Consider the following 25,263-nt stretch of genomic DNA (forward strand, 5'->3'; position numbering starts at 1 on the left):
CACAACTGACAACCTCTCACTCCGTTCTCAGGCTCTTCACCGGATTAGTTAAAGCGGCTTTAATCGTTTGCAAACAAATCAGCAAAGCAGTGATAAAGCCTAATAATACAATCGCTATAATGAATGGCATTGCCGTAATGTTGATGCGATAAGCATAACCCTGCAGCCAGTTGTGCATAAGCATGTAAGCCAGCGGACAAGCCACTACGCCGCCGATGATTATCACCCACAAAAATTCTTTTATAAACAAGGCAACAATAGCTGCAACAGAAGAACCCAACACTTTTCTGATGCCAATCTCTTTTGTTCTTTTTTGAATGCTTAAAGAGATCAAACCCAACACACCGAGCAATACAATAATCAATGCCAATACAGTAGCTGTATAAGAGGCTTTCTTCAACTGTATCTCGGATTTATACAGTTTGGCTAAGGTGTCGTCCATAAAAGTGTACTCAAACGGAGCACCGGGCATTAAGGAAGCCCATTTCTGCTGCAATGCATAGATGGCAGTGTTTATATTTCCGGGCTTTATTTTAAAAGAAAAATAGCGGTAAACCTGCGCAAATTGCACATTGAATAGTACAATAGGTGCTACCTTTTGCTGCATAGAACCAAAATGAAAATCGTTGGTAATTCCTTTAACCACATACACCGTTTGATCGCCTGCACTTCTTATTTGTTGCCCAATGGCGTCAGATGGATTCTTAAAACCAAACGTACGTGCAGCCGTTTCATTCATGATTATTTTTCCCGAATCCAGCTTATTGCCATCAAAGAATGCACCTGCCTGTAAAGGTATCTTGTACACACTGCTATAGTTTTCGTCCGATACTAACACCTGCATCGGAACAGCAGTTGCGCTGTCGCCCCCCTGCTTATACATATAAGACTGACCTATATTGTTACCATCCGGAATTTCGTAAGAAAGTGCTACACTTTGCACCATTGGCATGGATGCAAACTCATTGCGTACCGTTATCATTTTATCTACGCCCGCCTGCGACCAATCGCGCGGCACCTGTGCCGAAACAACATATTCTTTATCATATCCAAGATTATTGCTAAGAAACAAATGGATTTGTTGGGAGATGATAATAGCCCCGGTAAACGCAATGATTGCCGTTGCAAACTGAAACGCCGTTAACGATTTTCTCAGCAACACATTTTCTTTTACTGCAGACAGTTTTCCTTTTAATGATTCTACCGATTTTAAGGAAGACAGCACAAAAGCGGGATAGATGCCTGCAACAAAGCCTAGAATGAAAACAAATACAATCGGGAAGACTATAAAATACAATGGAAAATCTGCCAATGAAGGAATGTCTTTGCTTACGATATTGCTAAACAAATTTTTGGATGCAGCATATAAAATAAAGGCTACTGCTGTCGCAAAAAATACTATGATAATGGACTCCACAAGAAACTGTATAATCAATTGCTTTTTTAAGCCGCCCAGCACTTTACGGATGCCAATTTCCCGCATTCTTGCGGTAGAGCGGCTCACCGCCATGTTGATGAAATTGATAACTGCCATCAGCAAAATGAACAGTGCAATAGCTGATAACGCATACACCATCTTTTGTACAAGCCGGTTATTAGCAGCGAAATAATAATCCTGCAAGGAAACGAGATAAGGCGTGAGATCAGCAACAAACTGTGGTGGCGCATGCTGCTTCAGCAATTGCGCAATCGGCTTTTCCAGGTCTTTTGGTGTAATGCCTTTTTGCAGTTCAATATACCCGGCAATAAAAGGATTTTGCCAGCTCATATCTCTGCCAAAAAAAGTAAGATTGGCATCCGAAACAAACAATTCATTAGGGTAATTATTAGTAAGTGCCGTGACAGAATTTTTTGATGGATTTCTCATTACACCCGTAATCAAAAAATCGTGCTTGGAGCCTGAAAAGTTCTCTATAGTGAGCGTTTGCCCAACCACATCCGTTTTGCCAAAATATTTAAAGGCTTTATCTGCAGTAATTACAATCGTAAATGGATCATTCAAAGCTGTTTGAGCATTGCCTTGCAACAAAGTAAATCCATACATATTGAGCAGCGTGCTGTCACCCACCTGCAAGCCTTCCCTGAAGCTTTTATCACCTTTTGACACGTTGGTGGTAATGCCATCATACCGGTAATAATTGGCAACCAGGTTTGGATAATTTTCTTTTAAGGCTTTTGCCAATGGTCCCAGTGTCGCTAACTCAAAGCCTTCATTCGCATTTTTCCATTTACTCTGGAGAATGTATTGCCGGTCTGCCTCTTTTAGATGTTTATTCACCTGCCATTCGCCCCACACATAAGCAGCAATGAGCAATATAAAAGCAATACCCGTTGATAAACCAATGATATTTACCAGCGAATAAAACCGGTGTTTAATAATATAACGCCAGGCTATTTTGAAATAGTTCTTAACCATAAACGGGCGGATAAGTATGATATGAAATTTAATAAAAGCGACAAAGCACACGCAACAAGTTTCGTTTTTCAACGGCTATGCCAACCCTACAATCCTTTACCAGCTTACATTTCAGCGCTGGCACAAAAAAAGGTGTCCGTTATCGAACACCTTTTGTACGGTTATGGAGCCCACCTAAGTCCTCCCTAAAGGGAGGACTTTATTCTGTTCGCAAGCTCTTCACCGGGTTGGCTGTTGCCGCTTTGATGGTTTGAATGCTTAAAGTGATTAATGCTATCAACAGCATGGCAGAACCGCTCACAATAAATACCCACCAGCTCATGGTTGTTCTATAAGCATAATCCTGCAACCATTCATATATTGCCCACCACGCCAATGGTGCAGCAATAACAAAAGCAAGAAAAACGAGCTGCATAAAGTCTGCTGATAAGACAGAAACAATATTTGCAACCGAAGCACCAAGCACTTTTCTTATACCTATTTCTTTTCTGCGTGTGTTGATAGTGTACATAACAAGACCTAATAAACCAAGACAACTTATGAATATGGTAAGACCTGTTGCCCATTTTAGCAGGCTTGCAGTTCGTTGTTCACTTGCATAAAATGACGCAATGGTATCGTCGTAAAATTTGTAGTCAAAGTCTTCATCGGGATAAATTTGTTTAAAAGCTTTTTGAATTTTTGCGATAGCAGTTTGCCACATTATGCCGCCTGGAGTATTTGGTTTTAGCCTGATATGGAAAAAACCTCCGGTGCGTCCTTCGAATATCAGCGGTGTTATAGGCGTATGCATAGATTGATCATGAAAATCGTGCATTACACCCACTATCGGTTTACTCTTGCCACTAATGTCTAATTGTTTCCCGATAGCATCTTCTGGCTCTTGAAAGCCCAGCAATTTTGCGTAGGTGTTATTAATGATTAATTCTTTGATGGTATCACTCGGTTCTACATTTCTTCCTGCAAGCAGTTTTATTCCATACACTTTAAAGTAATTCGGGTCGCCCCATCTTATCTGCACCTGCGCTTTTATCTCCGGCTTTGGCGTATAAGATACGTTAGAAAAAGCGGCACCTTCTTCTGCCGGCGAGAGAAATCCCCTGCTTGCAACTTCCACTTCAGGAATAGCATTGATAGCATTTATTAATTGTTGTCCATGCACAGCTGCTGTATCACGCGGTGTTACAAACGTGATGATGCCCTCTTTATTAAAGCCTAAATCTGTATTCAATGAATAGTTGATTTGCTTGCTTACCATCATTGTTCCGATAATAAAAAACTGCGCTACCACAAACTGCGAAACTGTTAGCGCCTTTCTTATCCATGCATGGCGTGTTTCACTGCCGTTCGTAAAAGCCTGGTTCTTTAAAACAATTACGGGTTTATATCCTGATAATATGAGTGCAGGATACAAGCCCGAAATAAAGCTTACAAAAACAGTAAGCATGCATAAAAACACAACCACATAAGGCTGCTCCTGAAGATCAAAGCGTAAGCCTGGCGGAATAAAATCTGCAAAGAATTGCAACAACAACGGTGTTATTACAACAGAAATAACAGAGGCAATTACCGTAATAAAAAACGTTTCTCCCAGAAATTGAAACACCAGTTGCTTTCTTGAACTGCCCATTGTTTTTCTTATACCAATTTCCTTTGCACGTTGTGATGCATTGGCTGTAGTAAGATTGATAAAGTTGATACATGCTAACAATAGAAGAAAAGCTGCAATGGCAAACAAACCATATAGCGTTGGTTTATGTGCAATTCTTTGTCCAAAACCATTATACAGACTATTAAAATGAACATCGTTCAAAGGTTGCAGGCGAAAGCTCATGGTATTGGCTGCGTCTTTGTTTGCATCTTTATTATATTTATTTAAGAGCATTTTTAATTGTGCTTCTGTTTGTTGAGCATTGCCACCTTCTGCAAGTTTCACATACAGGTTAGAATATGCCATCCAGTCGTTCCAGACATTCATCATAAATTTATCCTGCAAGTGTGTTTTTGCAATGGTGGCAAACGAAATAAATTCAACAGCGGTAAAACTTGTATGCTCATTCAAATCCTGTACAATGCCCGAAACTGTTGCAGTAATATCATCATTATAATTTATTTGCCTGCCAATAATATCGCTTGCAGACAATGACGGGAAATATAGCTTTGCCCTGCTTTCAGTTAGTACAACATTGAAAGGATCCTGTAAAGAAGATTTTGGTGAACCTGCAATCCATTTGTGAGGCACCAGATAAAAATATTGCGGATTGGTATAAACAATATCTGGTTGCTTTTTAAATACGGGTGGTTTGTCAGTACCTTCTTTTACGACGCTTACTTTTGCAGTGCCGTCACCCTGAAATTGCATAATGGGAACAGTTTGCTCAACGCCGGTCACTTCGTTTTGTATAGCGCCGCTTAAAGGTGCAGGTACAGCAGCGCTGTGCACTTCGTCGCCATTGAATTTTGCATCGAGCACAACACGGTAAATCCTGTCTCTACCAGGCTCAAATTTATCGTAGCTGAATTCGTAATAAGCAATAAGGAATATTACGAGCGCAGCACTGATGCCAATGGATAATCCCAATACATTAATTATTGAGAAAATTTTGTTGCGCCAAAAGTTTCTGAATGCAGTAATGAAATAATTTTTGAACATAAAAGATAGTTTTGCAGGAATTATAAATTAAGTATGCTGATTATTCCGTTCTTAAGCTCTTCACCGGATTACTCAATGCCGCTTTGATGGATTGAAAACTTATTGTTGCAAGTGCGATAGCTACAGCCATTAAACCTGCCAATGCAAACAACCACCATTCAATGTTTATTCTGTAAGCGAAATCGTGCAGCCAGTTGTACATGGCAAACCAGGCTACCGGCGTGGCAATAACAAAGGCAATTAACACCAGTTTTATAAAATCTTTTGAAAGCAATGCCACAATGTTGGCAACAGAAGCACCTAATACTTTTCGTACACCAATTTCTTTGGTGCGTTGTGCGGTTGCAAAAAGGGATAAACCCATCAAGCCTAAACAAGCTATAAAAATGGCAAAGCCAGCAAAAATGCCGAATACTTTGCCAAACAATTCGTCATCCCTATATAACTTATTAAACTTATCATCCAGAAAATAATAATCGAAGTAGTTGCCGGGAAAGAATGTTTCAAATTTTGTTTTGATGGCCACTATTGTTGAAGGCAATGCTTTTGTATTTACCTTTATACAAATAGGATTATCGGTACCGTAGCTTGGTTGAAATATCGTTGGTTCAATAGGATAATGCAAAGACTTTTGATGAAAATCATTCATCACTCCAACAATATCCCAATCCTTTCCAAAGAAATTAATCTTCTTACCCACAGCACCTTCGCTGGAAGAGAAACCAAGCTGTTTAACAGCAGCCGCATTGATGATAATATTATGCAGTTTATCCCAGTCAGGATTGAAGTCAGTTGCTGTAAAATTTCGCCCCGCTATTACTTTAATGCCATACACCGGAATGAAATCTGCATCAATACTGCTACGGCGTAAGGAGAACTGTTCATCTAAGTTTTTGTCGGTACGTCTCACATTGAAAACTCTTGACATTTCATCGCCCGCAGTTCTGCTAATAACAGAAGCACCGTAAATATGTGGCAGTTGTTTTAGTTCATTTTTAAAGCTGTTTTCTTTACCGATAAAAGTAGAATCCCAGTGTGTAAGCAATGGTGGTTTTACAACCAGCATTTGAGAAATGTTCATGCCTAATTCCTGTGCATTTAAAAACCGTATTTGTTTATACACTACAAATGAGCCGATGATTAACGCAATAGTGATTGCAAACTGCGATACCACCAATACTTTGCGCAATACAATTCCTTTGGAAGAAGTAACAAATTTGCCTTTTAAAACCGATATAGGTTTGAATGCAGACAGCACAAAAGCAGGATAAAATCCTGAGCCCAAAATGCCTGCAATTAATAACACAGCAACAGCAATGGTAAGAGCATAGCCATTATATCCATTTTGCAATAGGAAAGCGAAGGAGAGCTGATGTTGTACTAAGGCATTAAAACTGTTTTGAACAAGTGAAACTGTTAATACAGCAAGTACGATTGCAAACAGATTAATCACCAATGATTCTGTAAGAAACTGGCGGATCAACTGACTTCTGGTGGCACCCGTTACTTTGCGAATACCCACTTCTTTTGCCCGCTCCAGCGATTTTGCAGTGGAAAGATTTACATAATTTACCCATGCGATAATGATGATTAAAACAGCAATGATGAGTAAGCCCCAAACCACTGTTGCGTTGCCGGTTTTACCAATTTCATATTCATAATCAGAATACAAATGCGCCCTGATTAAAGGCTGCAAATGAAACTTTTCAACACTGCCACTCACCTTTGTACCCTGAAAATGCCGTTGACTAAAAGCATCCAGCTTTGCCTCCAGTTCTTTGTAATCTGTGCCCCGTTTTAATAATATATACTGCCAGAAATCAGAATCGGTAAAATCATAATCAGCTTCTTTCCAGTTTCCATTACCTGCATATAGCGTATTGTAAGAAATCAAAGCATCAAACTGCAGGTGTGAGTTTTCGGGAACGTCTTTACAAATGGCTGTTATTTTATAAGGCTGCTTATCCCTGGTAATTACAACTGTTTTTCCAACTATCTCATTAAAATTATTACCTTTTATATCAAACAGTTTTCGGGCGAGTGTTTCGGTAAGAATAACGGTATTAATCTGTTGCAATCCGCTCTTGCTGTCGCCTGCAATAAACGGGTAAGAAAACATAGATAAAAACGAATTGTCTGCTGCCAAAGCAGTAACATCACCTATCATTTTATCACCATTACTTAATACCTGTTCGGAGTAAGGCTCTACTCTTGTGAAATCAACTACTTCCGGATAATCATCTTTTAAAGCTTTACCAATTGCAGAATAGGTAATGGTACCATGCTGTAACAGTTTACCCTCCCGGTAGCGGTCATTAGTAACGCGATAGAGATCGTTGGCATTAACATTAAAACGATCATAACTCAATTCAAAACTCACGTATTGTAATATCAAAAGGCAAGCCGCCATACCAATGGCGAGCCCTGCAATATTGATTGCAGAAAACAGCTTGTTTTTTCTTATGCTTCGTATGGCAATTTTTAAATAGTTGATCAGCATGAGCTACAGTTATAAGTTGAATAAAACAGTATAAAATTTCGATATCTACTCTCTGTTCCGTATCATCCGTGTGCTACATTCAAATTGTACATCTACCATTACAAATCGCACCTTATATCACTCCGTTCTCAAACTCTTCACAGGGTTTGCTATTGCAGCTTTGATTGCCTGGAAACTTACGGTTATAAATGCAATGCTGATAGCAACAATGGCAGCGATGGCAAATACACTCCAGCCAATGCTGACGCGGTAAGCAAAATCCTGCAGCCAGCGTTGCATAAAGTAGTATGCAACGGGTGATGCAATAACCAATGATATAACAACGAGTTTGATGAAATCTTTTGACAACAGCATAACGAGTCCTTGCGTGGTAGCGCCCAATACTTTGCGGATACCTACTTCTTTTTTTCTGCGTTCGGCGGTATAAGCAGCCAGTCCAAATAAGCCAAGACAACCAACAAATATGGCAATGCAGGTGAATATCATCAGCAGTGATCTCAGTTTATCTTCCGCCTTGTACATCTGTTCAAAATTGTCATCCAAAAACTTGTATTCAATAGGGTATTCAGGCGAATATTTACTCCAAACATTTTTTATATAACCAATGGTGTTTCCAATATTTGCGGCTTTCATTTTCACCGCTACTTTCCAGTAAGCATCCGGAAATATTTGCAACACGGCCGTTTCTACTCTATCGTACAAACTCTTGTAATGAAAGTCTTTTACCACGCCAATTACTTGTCCTTCTTTTAAAGAATCGGGGTTTTTAGCACCCCATACTTTCCACCACAACTTTTGCCCCAATGCTTTTTCAGGTGAGCCAAAGCCCAGTTGCTTAACTGCCGTTTCATTGATGATAAATGCATGGTCTTTATCAGTTTGCATGTTTTTGGAGAAGTCCCTGCCGGCCACTACTTCCAACCCTAACGTTTTGATATAATCAAAATCAACCATCAGCTGGGTTGCAGACTGGCTTTTATGCTCACCGTTACGGTCAACAATAATATCATCGCCGGCTACTGCATCGCCCGGGAAACCATAACCAATAGAAACAGAAGCAATTCCGGGAGATTGTTGTAATTCGTTCTTGAATGTTTCATAATTCTTAAACATATCATCGCCGCGCATTGGAAAAAACAGGATTTGATCTTTATTAAAACCAAGATCGGTATTGTGCAGATAATCTACCTGTTTATAAACAATAATAGCACTGATGATCAGCAAGACTGTTAAGGCAAATTGTGTAATGACCAGTCCATGCCGTAACCACGGAATTTTACCCGGTTGTTCATCGCCCGTAAAGGAACCTTTTAATACTTTAATGGGCTTAAAATGGGACAACACTAATGCCGGATAAAAACCTGCACCTATACCTACCAGTAAAGTCAATGTGATGAACAATACAATAGTTACCGGCTGTACAAATAAAATGGTGCTAATATGCTTGCCGGTAAAATCGTTTAACCACGGCAGTACAGTTACTGCCAGTATAATAGAAATAACTACGCTGATGAAGGTGAGCAATACCGTTTCTCCAACAAACTGTAGCATCAGTTGTTTTCTATCGGCACCAATAGTCTTGCGAACGCCTACCTCTTTGGCACGTTGCAGCGATTTGGCAGTAGCGAGATTAATAAAGTTGAAGCAGGCAATCAATAAAATAAAAATGGCAATTAAACTGAGGGCGTTTACATACGTGATATTACCTCTTTGTGCTGCATCAAACTTAAAGTTGGCCGAATACAAATGGATTTTTCCTAAAGGTTGTAAATGCGCCAAATTGCTGCCCCTGTCATCGGGGTTAAAGGCTTTTGTTTTCGCCAACACAATCGCCTGAAACTTCTTTTCCAATGCATCTACATCTACCCCTTTTTTCAGCTTTGCATAACTGTAAAACTGTTGCCAGCCCCAGCTTTGCATGCGTTCTGCCGGTATGCCCGCAGCCGCCATAGGAGCGAGGTAGTTGAACTGTAAATGAAACTTCAGGTCTTTCTTAAACACACCTTTTACCAGCATCGGCGTTTTATCCATCAGTATCTGCTTACCTACCGGATTTGTATTTCCAAAAAATCGCTGTGCCATTTCTTCCGACAAAACAATAGAGGCAGGGTCATCCAATGCATCTGCAGCACTGCCCCATTTAAAAGGCAATGCAAATACATCCAGAAAACTGGAGTCGGCATAGTAACCACTTACTTCATACAGCTTTCTGTTATTTGCTTCAAACAGCACTTTATTTTCCGGCAACATCAGCACCTTTGCAGTTTGTTCTATTTCCGGAAAGTCGTGTTGCAAAGTGGTGGTAAACATAGGCGGCACTACTGCACGATCATCTGTTCCGTCATTATTAGTGTACGTATTGTATAACCGGTAAATTTGGCTTCCATCAGGTATATTTTTATCATACTGATGTTCATCCCACACAAACAAACCGATGAGCAGGCAAGCGGTTAATCCTAATGTTAATCCTGCAATATTGATAAATGAAAAACCAACATGCCTTACCAGGTTTCTAAAGGCAACTTTGAAAAAGTTTTGTAGCATAAAAGTGTATGTTTCGGGTTATCAAAAGGTATCTTATTCAACGCGGGTTTAGGCTTTTATATTGTAGTTGTTCACTTATGATATAGCATATCGTACCTTATATCACTCCGTTCTTAAACTCTTCACCGGGTTAGATATGGCTGCTTTTACAGATTGAAAACTAACTGTAATTAATGCAATAACAATGATGAGAACAAAGGGCAATACAAAGTAAGTCCAATGTAAACTAATACGAAATGCATACCCTTGCAGCCAGTTGGAAGTAGTGAGCCATGCCACAGGCGTAGCAATCAAAAAGGCTACTATCAGCAGTACTGCAAACTCTCGAAATAATAACTTTAAAATACTGGCAACCGAAGCACCTAATACTTTTCTGATACCAATCTCTTTGGTGCGTTGCAACGTGGTGAAAGAGGCAAGGCCAAACAATCCCAAACAAGCAACCAAAATGGCAAGGCTGGTAAATAAACTGAACACCTGGCCAAACCGTTGATCAGCTTTGTATTGCTCATTAAAATGGTCGTCCAGGAAGTAATATTCAAAGGTGTTGCCGGGAAAGAATTTATTCCATTTGGCTTTCACCACCTGTACCGTTTGAGCAGCCTGCGCCGCACTTGTTTTAATGGAGACGCTGCCGTTCACATCAGGTATGAGGCGTAATATCAGTGGCTCGTATGCTTCGCGTAAAGATTGCTGATGAAAGTTTTCGGTAACGCCTTCAATGGTATATTGCTCGCCCCAGAAATCAATTTTTTTACCCAATGCTTCTTCCGGTTTATTAAAACCTAATTGCTCTATACCTTTACGGTTGAATATTACTGAATGCGCATCCGAACCAAAGTCCTTTGAAAATGCTCTGCCGGCAACCATCTTCAATCCGAAGGTGGGTATATAATCATAGTCAACACCAATTACCCGATATTGTTTTTGTGCCGATTCATCAGCGCCTACGAGCTTAATACCGCCTGCATTCCAGCCTACCGGCTCGCCGGGAACACTTGTTGAAACAGTTATATTTTTTATGGCAGACTGCTGCTGTAGTTCTTGCTTAAATGCAGTTATTTTTTGTAAAAATGTAGAATCAATACCCACAATTGGTGAAGGAACAACCAGGGTTTGATCTATATTAATGCCCAATGATTGTTTGCGCATGTACTGTATTTGCTGATAAACGGTTACCGTACCCATCAATAAAAACAGGGATGCTGCAAACTGAAATACAACCAGCGACTTTCGTAAGATTGCACTTTGTTTAGTACTACCGGCTTTGCCTTTCAGCACATCGATGGGTTTAAAGCCTGATAATACAAACGCAGGATATAACCCGGAAAAGAACACACCAATTACAAATAATGCGACCAAGCCAAGCCAGAAATCGGCATGACCAAAAAGAGAGAAAGAAAGCTGCTGCCCCGAAAGTGCATTAAAACCCGGAATGGCTATCAGCACAATGATAATGGCAAGTACCAGTGCAAAGCCGTTCATCAATGCAGACTCAGATAAAAATTGAATAATTAACTGCTTTCTCTTTGAACCGATAGCTTTACGTACGCCCACTTCTCTTGCTCTTGTAATAGCCCGGGCAGTCGCCAGATTAATATAATTTACCCAGGCAATCACCACAATGAATAAAGCAATACCCAATAGCAGGTAAACCGTTTTACCATCACCATTTTCGCCGGGTTCACCCATGTAATGTGAATATAAATGGATGTCTTTTAAGGGTTGTAAATGATAGATTACTGCAGAATTGTATTTCTTCATGTCTTCCTTTGTAAACCGGTCTACTACTGGTATAAACTTTTTTTCCACTACAGCCGGATTAGCGTCTTTTCTCAACAACAGGTATGTTAGACATCCGTCCCATAACCACGCGGTTTCGGGACCATTGCCACTGGAGTCGGTATTCCACTTTACAAACGTTGCATAGGAAAGCAGGATATCGGGTTTGAGTTGAGTATTCACCGGTGCATCTTTATACACAGCAGTAATGGTGTAATTGCTGTTTCGGTTAAGTGCTAACGGTCTGCCAACCACATTGGTAGTACCAAAGAGTTTCCGGGCGGTAGTTTCGGAGAGTGCTGCCGTAAAAGGCTCTTTCAGTACCGTACCTTTATTGCCGCTAATTAATGGATAAGTAAATATGTTGAAGAAAGAACTGCTCGCAAAATATACTTTTTCAATCTTTACAGGCTGGTTGTCAATCTCAGCAGTTACTCTTCCGTTTCCAACAACTTTTACATAATCTTCTATTTCAGGTATGGCATCTTTAAAGGAATTACCAACTGCGTAGGCACCCGAAGCCCATTGCGTACTCAGCTTTCCGTTGTCATAGCGGTCTTGTTGCACGCGATATATTCTATCCTTATTTACCTGAAAATCTTCAAAGCTTAATTCAAATGATACGTATTGCAAAATGAGCAGGCAAGCTGCAATGCCAATGGCTAAGCCAAAAATATTAATGGCTGCATACGCCTTATGACGCAGGGTATTTCGCCAGGCAATTTTGAGATAGTTTTTAAACATAGATGATGCCCTCCTGAATCTTCCCTGTAGGGAGAACTTTTTGGTTTGATTATAATTTACTTTCCTATTTTCAGGCTGTTTTAAAGCCTTCCCTTCAAGAGAAGTTTGGCGGAGCTTTTACTCCGTTCTTAAACTCTTTACCGGGTTTGCAACAGCAGCTTTAATTGCCTGAAAGCTAACAGTAATTAATGCAATGGCAATAGCAGCAATACCTGCAACCACAAATACCCACCAACTGATATTAATACGGTAAGCAAAGCTTTGCAGCCACTTATTCATAGCCCACCACGCAACCGGAAAAGCAATGAGCGAAGCGATTAGTACCAGTTTTGCAAAATCTTTCGATAGCATGGCAACAATACCACTTACACTCGCGCCCAGAACCTTGCGCACACCAATCTCTTTGGTACGTTGCTCGGCGGCATAAGTCACTAATCCAAACAAACCCAAACAACCAATGAAAATGGCAAATACGGCAAACGTAATAAACAGTTTACCTGTTTGCTGTTCAGCAGTATAAATGTTATTAAAATCAGCATCCATAAATGTGTAATTAAAGGGCTGCCCCGGTGCCATGCTGTTCCATTTGGCTTGTATGCTGTTGATTAATGACGGAATATTTTTTGAGTTGATGCGCACTGCAATGCTGCCCCAATTTTCACTCAACTGTATGATAAGCGGACCTACATTGCTATGCATCGAACTGAAGTTAAAATCCTTTACCACACCAACCACATGGTAAGCAATTGCTCCATTGATATTTCCATTAGAAAAATCGGGGCGATACAAGATTTCTTTAAAAGGATCTTTAAAGCCCAGCACTTTTACAGCCGCCTCGTTCAAAATAACGCCTGTAGAATCGGAAGGAAAATCTTTTGAAAAATTTCTGCCTTGTGCCATTTGCATACCGAGCGTTGGAATGTAGTTTTCATCCACATAAAAGTTGGTGAGCACCACCACCCTGCTTGCATCAAAAGTGGCATCGCGAAACCAGCCTTCATTATCAAAATTGATTCCCGTAGGCAGGTCGCCACTGATGGTTGCATTGGTTACACCAGGAAGATTTAATAATTCATTTCTGAAACTATGTATTTGCTTATCGAGGTACCACGCATTGTGCAACACCAGCACCTGGTCGCGGTTGTAACCAATTTTTCTGCTGCGGATATAATCGAGTTGATTGTAAATTACAATGGTGCCGATGATCAGTATAATGGAAATACTGAACTGGAATACAACTAATCCACTACGCAGCCAACTGCTTTTAAAGCCTTTGGCAATCTTGCCCTTTAATACTTGTATGGGCTGAAAAGAGGATAAATAAAATGCGGGATAACTGCCGGCAATACATCCTACAACAAATACCAGTACAATCATTACCGGGAACAACCAGGTAGAAAATAACGTACTTACGTGCATTTCTTTATTGGCTAACTGATTGAACAATGGCAGCAGCGATGCTGCAATAGCAATAGCTATAAGCATGGAAAAGAAACTGAGTAATACAGATTCGGTTAAAAATTGTATGATAAGATGCGAACGCAACGAACCGGCCACTTTTCGTATACCTACTTCTTTTGCCCGGTTGGCCGAACGTGCCGTAGAAAGATTCATAAAATTGACGCAGGCAATCAGCAAAATAAAAATGGCAATCACCGAAAAAATATATACATACGTTATATTGCCGTTGGCTTCTATTTCATATTGTTTATCCGAATGTAAATGAATATCGGTAAGCGGCGTTGCATGATAAATAAAATGATTGCCTTTTTTCTCCATATCCGTTAAGGAAGCATGCAGTTGCTCCTGCAGCTCTTTGCCCAGATAATTATTAATAGTTGCATTCACCTCGCTTTGCAGCTTTTGCTTTGTAACACCGGGCTTTACCAGCACATAATTGTACGTGTTGTTGCTAAGCCACGAATCATTGTCTTTACCTCTGGGGCGAATAAAGCTGAAATGAAAATGCGATTGCCTTGGTATGTCTTTTATAACACCGGTTATTTTGCAATTGGTTGAATTATCTATATATAATGTTTTACCAACCACATTAGTGGAGTTAAAATATTTTCTTGCAGTAGTTTCATCAATTACAATGGAATTGGGTTCTGTTAAAGCGGTTGCCGGGTTACCTTGTAGCATCTGTACTGTAAACACTTTAAAAAAAGTAGAATCCGCAAAAGCAGCATGATGATCTTTTACATTCTGGTTGTCTTTCTTTACCAGTACGTCGTTCTGATAATTAACCCTTGTTATTTCTTCTATATCAGGAAAATCTCTTTTTAAAGCAGGTGCCAGCGGATCGGGTGCCACCGCAAAAATGGCCTGTGTATTATTAAAGTAAATGTCGGCATCCAAACGATAAATACGGGCTGCATTTTTGTTGTACTTGTCGTAGCTCAACTCATCTACTACATACAAAACAATCAATAGGCAAACAGCCAGGCCTGCTGCTAAGCCAATGATATTAATAGCAGAAAAAGCTTTGTTCTTCCACAAATTGCGCAGTGCAACTTTTACATAGTTTTTGAACATAAAAGAGCCCTCCTGAATCCTCCCTAAAGCCTGTCTGTCGGCAGACAGGGAAGCACTTTTTAAGTCTGATTATAATTTACTTTTCATTTTTTAAGCTGTTTTAAGCCTTCTCTTTAGAGGAGCATGCCTGTCGGCAGACAGGATTGGGCGGAGCTTTTATTCGCTTCTTAAACTCTTCACCGGATTAGCTAATGCAGCTTTGATTGCCTGCACACTTACTGATACGATAGCAACAAAAACAGCAAGCAAGCCTGCTGCAATAAATATCCAGGCACCTACATTGATTCTATAAGCAAAATCCTGCAACCATTGATTCATTAGCAACCATGCAAGCGGCGATGCAATGAGAATAGCAATTAAAACAAGCATCACAAAATCTTTAGACAACAGGCTGACAATATGTGTAACGCTTGCGCCCAATACTTTTCTTATTCCTATTTCCTTTGTTCTTCTCTCAGCAGTAAACGCAGCTAAGCCAAACAAGCCTAATGCAGAGATGATGACAGCAATAGCCGAAAAAACTAGAATCAGCCTCGATGTTTTTATATCCGATTTGTAAAGTGTATTGAAACTATCATCTAAAAAATTATAAGTAAATGGCTGATTGGGTACATATTTTCCCCATACTTTTTCGGCTGCACTAATAGCCTGCTGAATATTGCCGGGATAGGTTTTGAGAAAAAAATAAGCAGCCCTTTCTTTTTGATTGGTAATGACCATCGGCCCTATCTTCTCGTGCAGGCTTTTGTAATAAAAATCTTTCACTACGCCAATCACTTGCCCCGTATCGCCGCCCCAGGTAAACCGCTGTCCTATTAAGGGTTTATGCAATTTAAATGCTGTTGCAGCCGTTTCATTTAAAATATAATTGTGCTCATCCGCACTGCTGCCATCAAACCAGCGGCCTTGCTTCATTTGTAATTGAAACATATTCTTAAACTCCGCATCTACCGAAAGTCTCGCTATAGCTGGATTGTAAGTAGTATCTCTTCCATCCCAATCTGCATTGCCTGAGCTATAGCTGGTAACATTCACAATTTCGTTGCTACCTCCACATACATCGGCAATACTGCTTTGCGATTGCAAGTCTTTTTTCATTGCAGTAAAAAACGTTTGTTGCGCTTTATCATCTAATGTTTCGTAAACCTGATAAGGTATTTGAAGCGACATGATTTGAGATACATTATAGCCTGGATTGGTAGTTTGTATGAAATTTAATTGCCGGTAAATGACGATAGCACCTACAATTAAAATCATGGATAAAGCAAACTGGAATATCACTAACCCTTTGCGCACTGCACCATCGCGAAGATTTAAAATATTAATGCCTCGGAATACAGCTAATGGCTTGAAAGAAGATAGCAGTACAGCCGGATAGATACCATTCAATATCGTTGCAAACAATAAAGTCCCGATCAGTATTTTCCACATGACAATAGATGAAAGCGGCAGTTCAAAATGCTTTTCTGTAATGGCATTAAAAACAGGCAGCAGCAATTGCAACAACAATAATGTAATGAGTAAAGCAGCAATACTAATGGTTAATGATTCGGCAATAAACTGCCCAAAAAGGTTACTTCGTTTAGCACCTGCAATCTTGCGCACACTCACTTCTTTGGCGCGAAGGCTGGCTTTAGCAGTAGTAAGATTTACATAATTTACGCAAGCCGTTACCAGCAACAACATGCCTAAAATAATAAAGATATACGTGGTTTTTCTATTGCCGTGCGGCATGCTGGAAGACTGCAGGTCATTTTCAAAATACATGCTTTGCAAAGGCGCTAATGTAATAGTGTCATTATCGTTTGTTCTGGCTTTATTAATAATAGCATTCAGCCCTGCTTCTACCTGTTTTAGATTTGCATGAGGATGTAATTTAAGAAAGGTAATGTACCCGAAGTTGTTCCAGGTTTTATCGTCTTTATACGTTTGAGGGTTTGCTAAACGCCCGTCCATCTGCATCAATATATCAAACTGAAAACTGGAGTTTACAGGATTGTCCTTTATTATACCCTGAACTGTATAATTCACTGTATCTACCCGGATAATTTGCCCTACAACATTATGGATATTGCCAAAATATTTTTTGGCTTTAGATTCAGTTAGTATAATACTAAACGGGTCCTTTGCAAAAGCAGCAGCACGGCCTTGTACAAAGTTGTAGTGAAACATACTGAACCAACTTTTATCTATGTATGCGCTTGTCTTTTCGGTATAAAGCTGATGATTAATATTGAATACCGGCCCGCCCCATGAGTTGGCAATCACCCGCGCAGTTTGTACCACCTCCGGTATTTCTTTTTGCGCTGTTTCTGCCATCAGCATGGGCGAATTTTCCCATATCCAGGCTTCATTTTTATTTATCTGAATGGCATTGATAATTCTGAATATATCTTCTTTGTCAGGATGATAATCATCAAAACTGATTTCATTCTGCACCCATAAAAAAATAAACACCGCAGCCGTCATTCCAACTGCCAATCCAAACAAGTTAATAGTACTCGTTGTTTTATTTCTCCAGAGATTTCGAATAGCAGTTTTAAAATAATTCTTTATCATATATCGTATAGTTACAAATGATAAAATGAACTTATACACGTATTATTCTCACATCGCCTCTCACACTCACTCCGTTCGCAAGCTCTTCACCGGATTTGCCAATGCAGCTTTAATAGCCTGAAAGCTGATAGTAACGATAGTAATCAGCAATGCCATTAATCCGCCCAACACAAAAACACCAACACCGATGTTAATTCGATAATCATAATTCTGCAACCAGCTGTGTAAAAAATAAAATGATATTGGTACGGCAATAAGGCAGCTTATCAATACCAATACAATAAAATCTGTTGATAGTAACAACCAAATCTGTTGCACAGATGCACCCAGCACTTTGCGGATGCCAATTTCTTTGGTGCGTTGTTCGGCAACATACGCAGCCAGACCGAACAAACCGAGACAAGAAATAAAAATGGCAAGTGCTGCAAACAAACCTGCAATTTTCCCAATCAACACCTCAAGATTAAATTTTGAAGCATAATTTTCATCTGAAAAAGCATAAGTGTATGGATAAGCAGGGTCATATTTATTAAAAATGGCAGTGAGTTGTGCAACTGCATCCTGTGTTGTTATCTGTGGTGATAACCTGTATAACAATATGCCCTGCGGATTTGGCAAACAATAAAACATGGTTGGGTCTGCAGCTTTAAATGGCGATAACATCAGTGCATCCTTTACAACTCCGGCAATGGTATATTGTTTGTCCTGCCATGTTATCTTTTGACCAACAGGATTTTTTAACCGTAATCTTTTTATAGCCGCTTCATTAAATATCACACTCGTGCTGTCATAAGCATTAGAAAAATCTCTTCCTTCACGCATGCTCATGCCAACTGTTTTAAAATAATCTTCCGATACGAGTATGGTTCCCATCTCTACTGTCTCGCCTGCGTTTTTACCAGACCATTGATCAACATCTGAATGCCACCAGACGTCTGTTGCAGGACTTGTTGCAGTTGTGATTGACGACACAATTCCTTTTGCTATCAGCTCATTTTTTAATGCAGTGAAATTTTTATACAAATCATCGTTGATGTTGGTAGCCAGCAACCTGTTTAAACTATACCCTGTTGGTCTGTTTTTAGCATACTGTATTTGCTGATAAATAATAACTGTACTTATGATTAATGCAATAGAACAACTGAATTGTATAACTACTAATACTTTTCTTGATAAGGAAGACCTGCCTGCCTGTATTGCCCCTTTCAAAACTTTTACAGGGTTGAACGAAGAAAGATAAAATGCAGGTCTGCTGCCGGCAAGCAAAGCTGTTGCAACCAAGCAACCAATCATTACCATCCAGAAGTAACTATTATTAAATGGCATGATAATATGACTTTTGGTTAATGTATTGAATGCAGGCAACGACAACCATGCAAACAATACTGCAAAAACAAAAGCAATGGTTGTTAGCAAAAATGCTTCCATCAAAAATTGCAGTACCAGATCTTTTCTTTGCGAACCGATAGCTTTTCTTATACCCACTTCCTTTGCTCTTTTTTCTGAACGTGCAGTGGTGAGATTTATGAAATTGATACAGGCAATAATCAACACCAGCAATCCAATAATAGAAAAGATTTTTACATACTCAAGAAAGCCTGCAGTGTCTTTTCCATTTACATAGTTTGAATATAAATGCCAGCGCTCCATAGGTTGCAGTGTAACATAAGAGCTCATTGCATTGATATTGCCTTTTTCGGTATGTTCTATGTTTCTGATTTTTGGCGCGACCTGCGCATACGGGATTCCGGATTTTAGCTTTACGAAAATCTGGAGATTGTTATTTCCAAAACTGCTTAGCCCATCTTTTTTAACTGAAGGATTAGTAGCATAGACATAAGCAGAAGGAACAACATAATTAAAACTGAAAGTTGCATTTGCCGGAATATCTTTTATAATCCCTGTTACCTTAAGATCGTGCGCATTATCAAAGCGAACTGTTTTATTCAAAGCATCTTCGCTACCAAAAAGCGACTTTGCTAAAGATTGTGTAAGCACGATAGAATAAGCATCTCGGAACGCAGTGTTTGCATTACCTTCAAGAAACGGGTATTGTAAAATTTTAAAAAAATCAGTACCGGCGATTGCACCATTAAGATATAATTTCTTATTATCCACAACTAATCCATGACCGCTTGTCCAATCACTTTCGGCTACATATTCTATTTCCGGAATTTGTGTGCGCAATGCATCGGCAAGTTTTAATGATGTGGTTTGAAAAGTGAGTGTATCACCATTGCTGTCAAAGTTTCGCTGCACACGATAAACCGATTGATATTCGGGTAAAAATTTATCGAAGGAATATTGATCATATATCCAAAGGCCAATCAGCAAAGCAACAGCCATCCCAATCGCAAGACCTGCAACATTCAATATACTATAACCAACTGTTCTGACTATATTTCTCCATGCGGTTTTAAAATAATTGCGAAACATAAGAGACCTCCTGAATCCTCCCTGAAGCCTGCCTGTTGGCAGACAGGGGAGGACTTTTAAGTTTGATTATTATTTGAGTTGTTTCATTTTTTAAGCTGTTTTAAGCCTCCCCTTCAGCAGGGCCTGCCTGTCGGCAGACAGGATTGGGTGGAACTTTTATTCGCTTCTTAAACTCTTCACCGGATTGGCTAATGCAGCTTTGATTGCCTGAAAGCTGACTGTAATGAGTGTAATGATTAAAGCCCCCGAACAAGCAGCTACAAATACCCACCATGATATATCTGTTCGGTACTGATAATTTTGAAGCCACTGATGCAAATAATACCAGGCAATAGGAACGGCAATCACACACGAAATAGCTACGAGCCATGCAAAGTCTTTCGATAACATTTGCCACAGATTAAACACCGATGCACCCAATACTTTGCGCACACCAATCTCTTTGGTACGTTGCTCAGCAACGAAAGAGGCGAGACCAAATAAACCCAGGCAAGAAATAAATATGGCAAGGATGGCAAAAAAAGTAGCGAGGTTGCCAATGCGCTGTTCATCTGAGAACTTCTTAGCATATTCTTCATCGGTAAACCTGTAATCGAAGGGCGCACCGGGGTTATATTTTCTAAACACTGTTTCTATTTTAGCCAGCGCCTCCTGCATTGATACTGTAGGCTTTATACGAATGGTAATAGTATTTGCCCAATTGGTGTTCATCGTAAAAATAGTTGGCTTCACAGGCTCGTAAGGCGATTCCATCACCATGTCCTTTACTACACCTACTACTGTATAATTTCCATCATTCCACTTAATATTCTTACCAACAATATTCTTTAAACCGGTCAGCTTAACGGCAGCTTCATTAAGTATCAATGCACTGCTATCGGTAGCAAAATCCCTCGAAAAATCGCGACCTTCTTTTATTTGCCAGCCAATCGTTTTACCAAATTCCCAGGTAGTAGCAACTATTCCGAACAGAGGCAAAGAATTAGGATCTTTACCCTCCCAATCAAAACCAATTTGATTAGAATACACGGCTGTGGATGGGCTGGATGATTGTGCCATGTTTTCTACTGCACCGGTTGCAAGCAAATCATTTCTTATCGCATCATAGTGTCCATACAAATCAGGGGTGGTCATATCAACCATGATCAATCCTTCTCTTGTATAACCTACAGGTCTGTTTTTAGCATATTGTATTTGCTTAAAAACAATGATAGTTCCTATAATGAGTGTAATGGACACAGTAAACTGCACCACTACCAATACCTTGCGTGGCAACGAAGCAAAACGCCCTACCTTGAATGTACCTTTTAATACTTTGATGGGTTCGAAGCTGGATAAATAAAATGCCGGATAGCTGCCGGAGATTAAGCCCGTAAAAAATGTAAACGCCAAAGAGAACAACCAGAAGAATGGATTGCTCCAGGGTATGGACATATCTTTATCTGCAATGCCGTTAAAAAAAGAAAGTAAACATACCACCAGGATAATAGCGAATATAAAAGCAATGAGGGCAACGACTACCGACTCGCTTAAAAATTGTCCGATTAACTGTTTTCTTAACGAGCCTACAGTCTTGCGAATTCCCACTTCTTTAGCACGTTTTTCACTGCGCGCAGTACTTAGATTCATGAAGTTGATGCAAGCGAGCAGCAAAACAAATATGCCGATAATAGCAAAGAGCCACACAAACTGGATGCGTCCGCCCACCACTTTACCATTCTTGAATTCGCTATACAAACGCCAGTTGTCCATAGGTTGCAGCACTAGTTCTTCCTTACCATCTTTTGCTGCATCTAAATGGATCATAGATGCGTTCTTAATCTTAGCAGATTCCTTGCTTATATCTATGTTATCATTTACCTGCACAAATGCCTGCCACGAATGATTACCCCATTGTGTCATAGCATTTTTCAGCCATTCCTCTGTAGTAATATACTTATTCCAGGATAGCAGGATGGTTGTTGCGTATAATGTTGTATTGCGGGGCAAATCTTCATATACCCCCGCTACACTGTAGTTATCTTTATTATCAAGCTTTACTGTTTTACCAATGGGGTTTGCATTGCCAAATAACGCTTTTGCAACCGATTCATTCAACAGTATTGATGAAGGGTCCTGAAGTCCGTTGATGCCTCCTTTCTTCATCTTTAAAGAAAACATAGTAGGGAAATTGGGTTCTACCCACATGCCTTCTTTGCTTATCTTTTTATCACCCACCGCCAGTATATGCCCAAAATTCCACGAAGCCATAGATATATTCTTAAAATCGCTGCCATACTTGGTGCGCAGTTCATTACCCAACGGCATGGCTACCGCTTGGCCAGTACCTGTTTCACCATTAAAAGTTTGCGTGGTCATTACCTGCGCCAGCGTTGCATGGTTGGCATGATAGGTATCAAAAGTGAGTTCATCCCATATCCATAATGCAATAAGCAGTGCCACTGCCATGCCAGTTGCAAGACCTAAAATATTGATGAGTGAGTAAGCTTTGCTCTTGAGCAAATTGCGCCAGGCAATTTTGAGATAGTTGGTAAACATAAACTTGATTTATATGTTGAAGGTTCCTTGTTATACGAAATAAACATCCATTTGTTACTGACTTGTAAGCTTCTTTCCAACTGGAAAATGAAAACTTTGTCAACTATTTACTTTTCCCTTCTCTTTTATTCCGTTCTCAGGCTCTTCACAGGATTCATCAACGACGTTTTTACAGAATGATAACCAACAGTAAACAAGGCTATCAAAGCAGTACCAATAGCCGTTACTACAAATACATATACCTGCACCGGTATGCGATAGGCAAATGCCTGCAACCATTGATTACCCGCCCACCATGCCAGCGGAATAGCAATAAGAATAGCAATGCCCACCAGTTGCAAAAAGTTTTTTGCTATGAGCAAGGTGATGGTGCTTACGTTGGCGCCTAATACCCTTCTTATACCAATTTCTTTTGTACGCTGTACGGTTGTGAATGCTGCAAGGCCAAACAAACCCAAACAGGCGAGTATCACAGCCAGACTTGCTGCTACAGAAAACAACAGGGAGGAGCGCTGTTCTGCCTGGTACAACTTATTATAATCATCATCCAAAAAATGATAATTAAACGGTCTGTCCGGCACACGCTGTTTCCAAACGGCTTCAAGATTTGTTATTGTGCGCTGTGTGTTATTGCCGTTGATACGAATCATATAATTGCGCGACATCTCGCGACTTAAAAAAATAACTAAGGGGCCAACGGGATCGTGAAGACTGCTGAAATTAAAATCTTTTACCACGCCTACTACCGGACCTGCTGCATTCTTTTCAATTGTTTTACCAATAGACTGCTCGGGTGTCCAGCCGATTTTTTTTGCCAATGTTTCGTTGATGATAAAAGGCTGACGAAAGTTGGAGTAGTTGTTTGCCGTATCCATTAAACCAAAATCCGACTGCTGAAAGTCGCGCCCCGCAGCCAGTTGCATGTTCATCGTTTTGGTAAAATCAAGATCCACGGGCATGGCATTAAGCGATACAACATGCTTACCTTTTTCATCTATTGCAGTAATACCATCGCCCCATTCCACATATTCGGGTGTTTCGTAAGAAGCAGTGATGCTTTCCACACCCGGTACCTGCGCAAAAGCATCTTTCAAACTTTTAAAATCATTCAACATATTACCACCAATCGGAAGCACTACAATATAACCTTTATCGTAACCCAGATTTTTCGTTTGCAGGTAATGCATCTGCTGCAAAATGATAATGGTGTAGATAATCAGGAATACAGAAATGCTGAATTGTACAACTATCAAAACTTTGCGTAACAGGTTGTTGCCGCCGGTAAATGTAAAGCCCTTTTTAAGCACACTGATAGCTTGTGTGGCAGATAAAACAAGTGCCGGATACAGCCCCGCAAAAAAGCTTACAACAACAGTGAATAGCAGTAATGCAATAATTGGCAGTGGCTGCAGCAGTACGCCAGCCGTAAATTGTTTTCCGGTAATTTGATTGAAGCATGGAATGAGCAAAATACTTACAACAAAAGCAAGCACAGCAGCAATAAGGGTGATGAAAAACGATTCGCCCATAAACTGCATAAACACCTGGCGTTTGGAAGCGCCCATTACCTTACGCATTCCTATTTCGCTGCTGCGCCCTACCGATTGAGCAGTAGCCAGATTGGTATAATTTGCACAGGCAATCATCAATATCAGTAAGGCAACCACCAAAAACATATACACATAAGTGATACTGCCATTGGGTTCAAAACCGGCGAGTGCAGAATATAGATGCACTTTGGTAAGCGGCTCTGCATGAAATGTAAGATAATCGTTGCCCTGTAATCCTGCTTCTGTCCGCACCGCAGGCGCTTTCATGTAATTGGCTATTTGCTGCTGAAAAACCGGAATATCCTTTTTATCATGTAATAAAAAATAGGTTATCCAATTAGCGGTCCACCAGGTTTCATCCTGTACATTATTAAGATTCAAGAACTGCGTAGCAAAATCAAATTTAATTTGTGAGTTCTGAGGTACATCTTCGCATATTGCCGATACCCTTACCTCTCTTCCACCCAGTGTAAGTGTTTTGTTTAATACATTTTCATTACCATGTGCAGCATCCTGCGGAAAATACTTTCTTGCCATCGATTGCGTGATCACCACTTTATCAGGTGCATCTAATGCTGTTGCTGCATCGCCTGTTATGATATGAAAAGAAAACATTTTAAAGAACGCCGGATCGGCATATAAAACACCCGGCTCATCAAATAGTTTATCGCCGTTTTGGATTACTCTGTGCGTTATATAAGTACGTGCATATTCTTCTACTACGGGAAACGTACGTTTAAACTGCGGGCCAACTTTAGTACCTGTTGTTGCAGTAGAATTCACAGTGCCTGCCTGCGCATATTCCATCGTAACACGCACCAGGCGATTTGCATTAGCATTAAACGTATCATAGCTCAATTCATGGTTGATATAGATGCCAATGAGCAAACAGGCAGCAAGCCCAACTGTTAATCCAAAAATATTAATGAAGGAATACAACCTGTTCTTGTTCAGATTGCGGAAGGCGGCTTTTATATAACTCCTTAGCATAATCTACTACGTGTTT

At 40.0% G+C, this 25,263-nt stretch carries 10 protein-coding genes; all 10 read right to left on the bottom strand.

Annotation, left to right across the window (positions count from 1 at the left end; translation table 11 throughout):
• Positions 1-16: 16 nt before the first annotated feature.
• Positions 17-2,416 (bottom strand): ABC transporter permease, encoded by a 2,400-nt coding sequence (locus FC093_RS11575; protein ID WP_137261945.1) that lies wholly within the window; start codon positions 2,414-2,416, stop codon positions 17-19.
• A 199-nt stretch (positions 2,417-2,615) separates the two neighbouring features.
• A complete protein-coding gene (locus tag FC093_RS11580; protein ID WP_137261946.1) occupies positions 2,616-5,069 on the bottom strand; it encodes an ABC transporter permease in 2,454 nt (817 codons plus the stop codon).
• 40 nt (positions 5,070-5,109) lie between these two features.
• Positions 5,110-7,569 (bottom strand): ABC transporter permease, encoded by a 2,460-nt coding sequence (locus FC093_RS11585; protein ID WP_137261947.1) that lies wholly within the window; start codon positions 7,567-7,569, stop codon positions 5,110-5,112.
• Positions 7,570-7,686: 117 nt separating this feature from the next.
• Positions 7,687-10,113, bottom strand: coding sequence for an ABC transporter permease (locus tag FC093_RS11590; protein ID WP_137261948.1), 2,427 nt, complete (start codon positions 10,111-10,113; stop codon positions 7,687-7,689).
• Between the two features lie 102 nt (positions 10,114-10,215).
• Positions 10,216-12,639 (bottom strand): ABC transporter permease, encoded by a 2,424-nt coding sequence (locus FC093_RS11595; protein WP_137261949.1) that lies wholly within the window; start codon positions 12,637-12,639, stop codon positions 10,216-10,218.
• Between the two features lie 117 nt (positions 12,640-12,756).
• Entirely contained in the window at positions 12,757-15,174 is a 2,418-nt protein-coding gene (locus FC093_RS11600; protein WP_137261950.1) for an ABC transporter permease, read from the bottom strand.
• Positions 15,175-15,330: 156 nt separating this feature from the next.
• Complete coding sequence (locus FC093_RS11605) at positions 15,331-17,733, bottom strand: ABC transporter permease (RefSeq protein ID WP_137261951.1); 2,403 nt, start codon at positions 17,731-17,733, stop codon at positions 15,331-15,333.
• A gap of 66 nt (positions 17,734-17,799) precedes the next feature.
• Positions 17,800-20,169: an ABC transporter permease gene (locus FC093_RS11610; RefSeq protein ID WP_137261952.1), complete on the bottom strand. Its 2,370-nt coding sequence runs from the start codon at positions 20,167-20,169 to the stop codon at positions 17,800-17,802.
• Between the two features lie 156 nt (positions 20,170-20,325).
• The gene (locus FC093_RS11615; RefSeq protein ID WP_137261953.1) at positions 20,326-22,707 is read right to left on the bottom strand and encodes an ABC transporter permease; all 2,382 of its coding nucleotides are present in this window, start codon (positions 22,705-22,707) and stop codon (positions 20,326-20,328) included.
• Between the two features lie 125 nt (positions 22,708-22,832).
• Positions 22,833-25,247 carry an ABC transporter permease gene (locus FC093_RS11620; protein WP_137261954.1) on the bottom strand — a complete coding sequence of 805 codons (2,415 nt, stop codon included), beginning with the start codon at positions 25,245-25,247 and terminating at the stop codon, positions 22,833-22,835.
• Positions 25,248-25,263 lie beyond the last annotated feature (16 nt).

The organism is Ilyomonas limi, assembly GCF_005233845.1.
Taxonomy (GTDB): Bacteria; Bacteroidota; Bacteroidia; order Chitinophagales; family Chitinophagaceae; genus Ilyomonas; species Ilyomonas limi.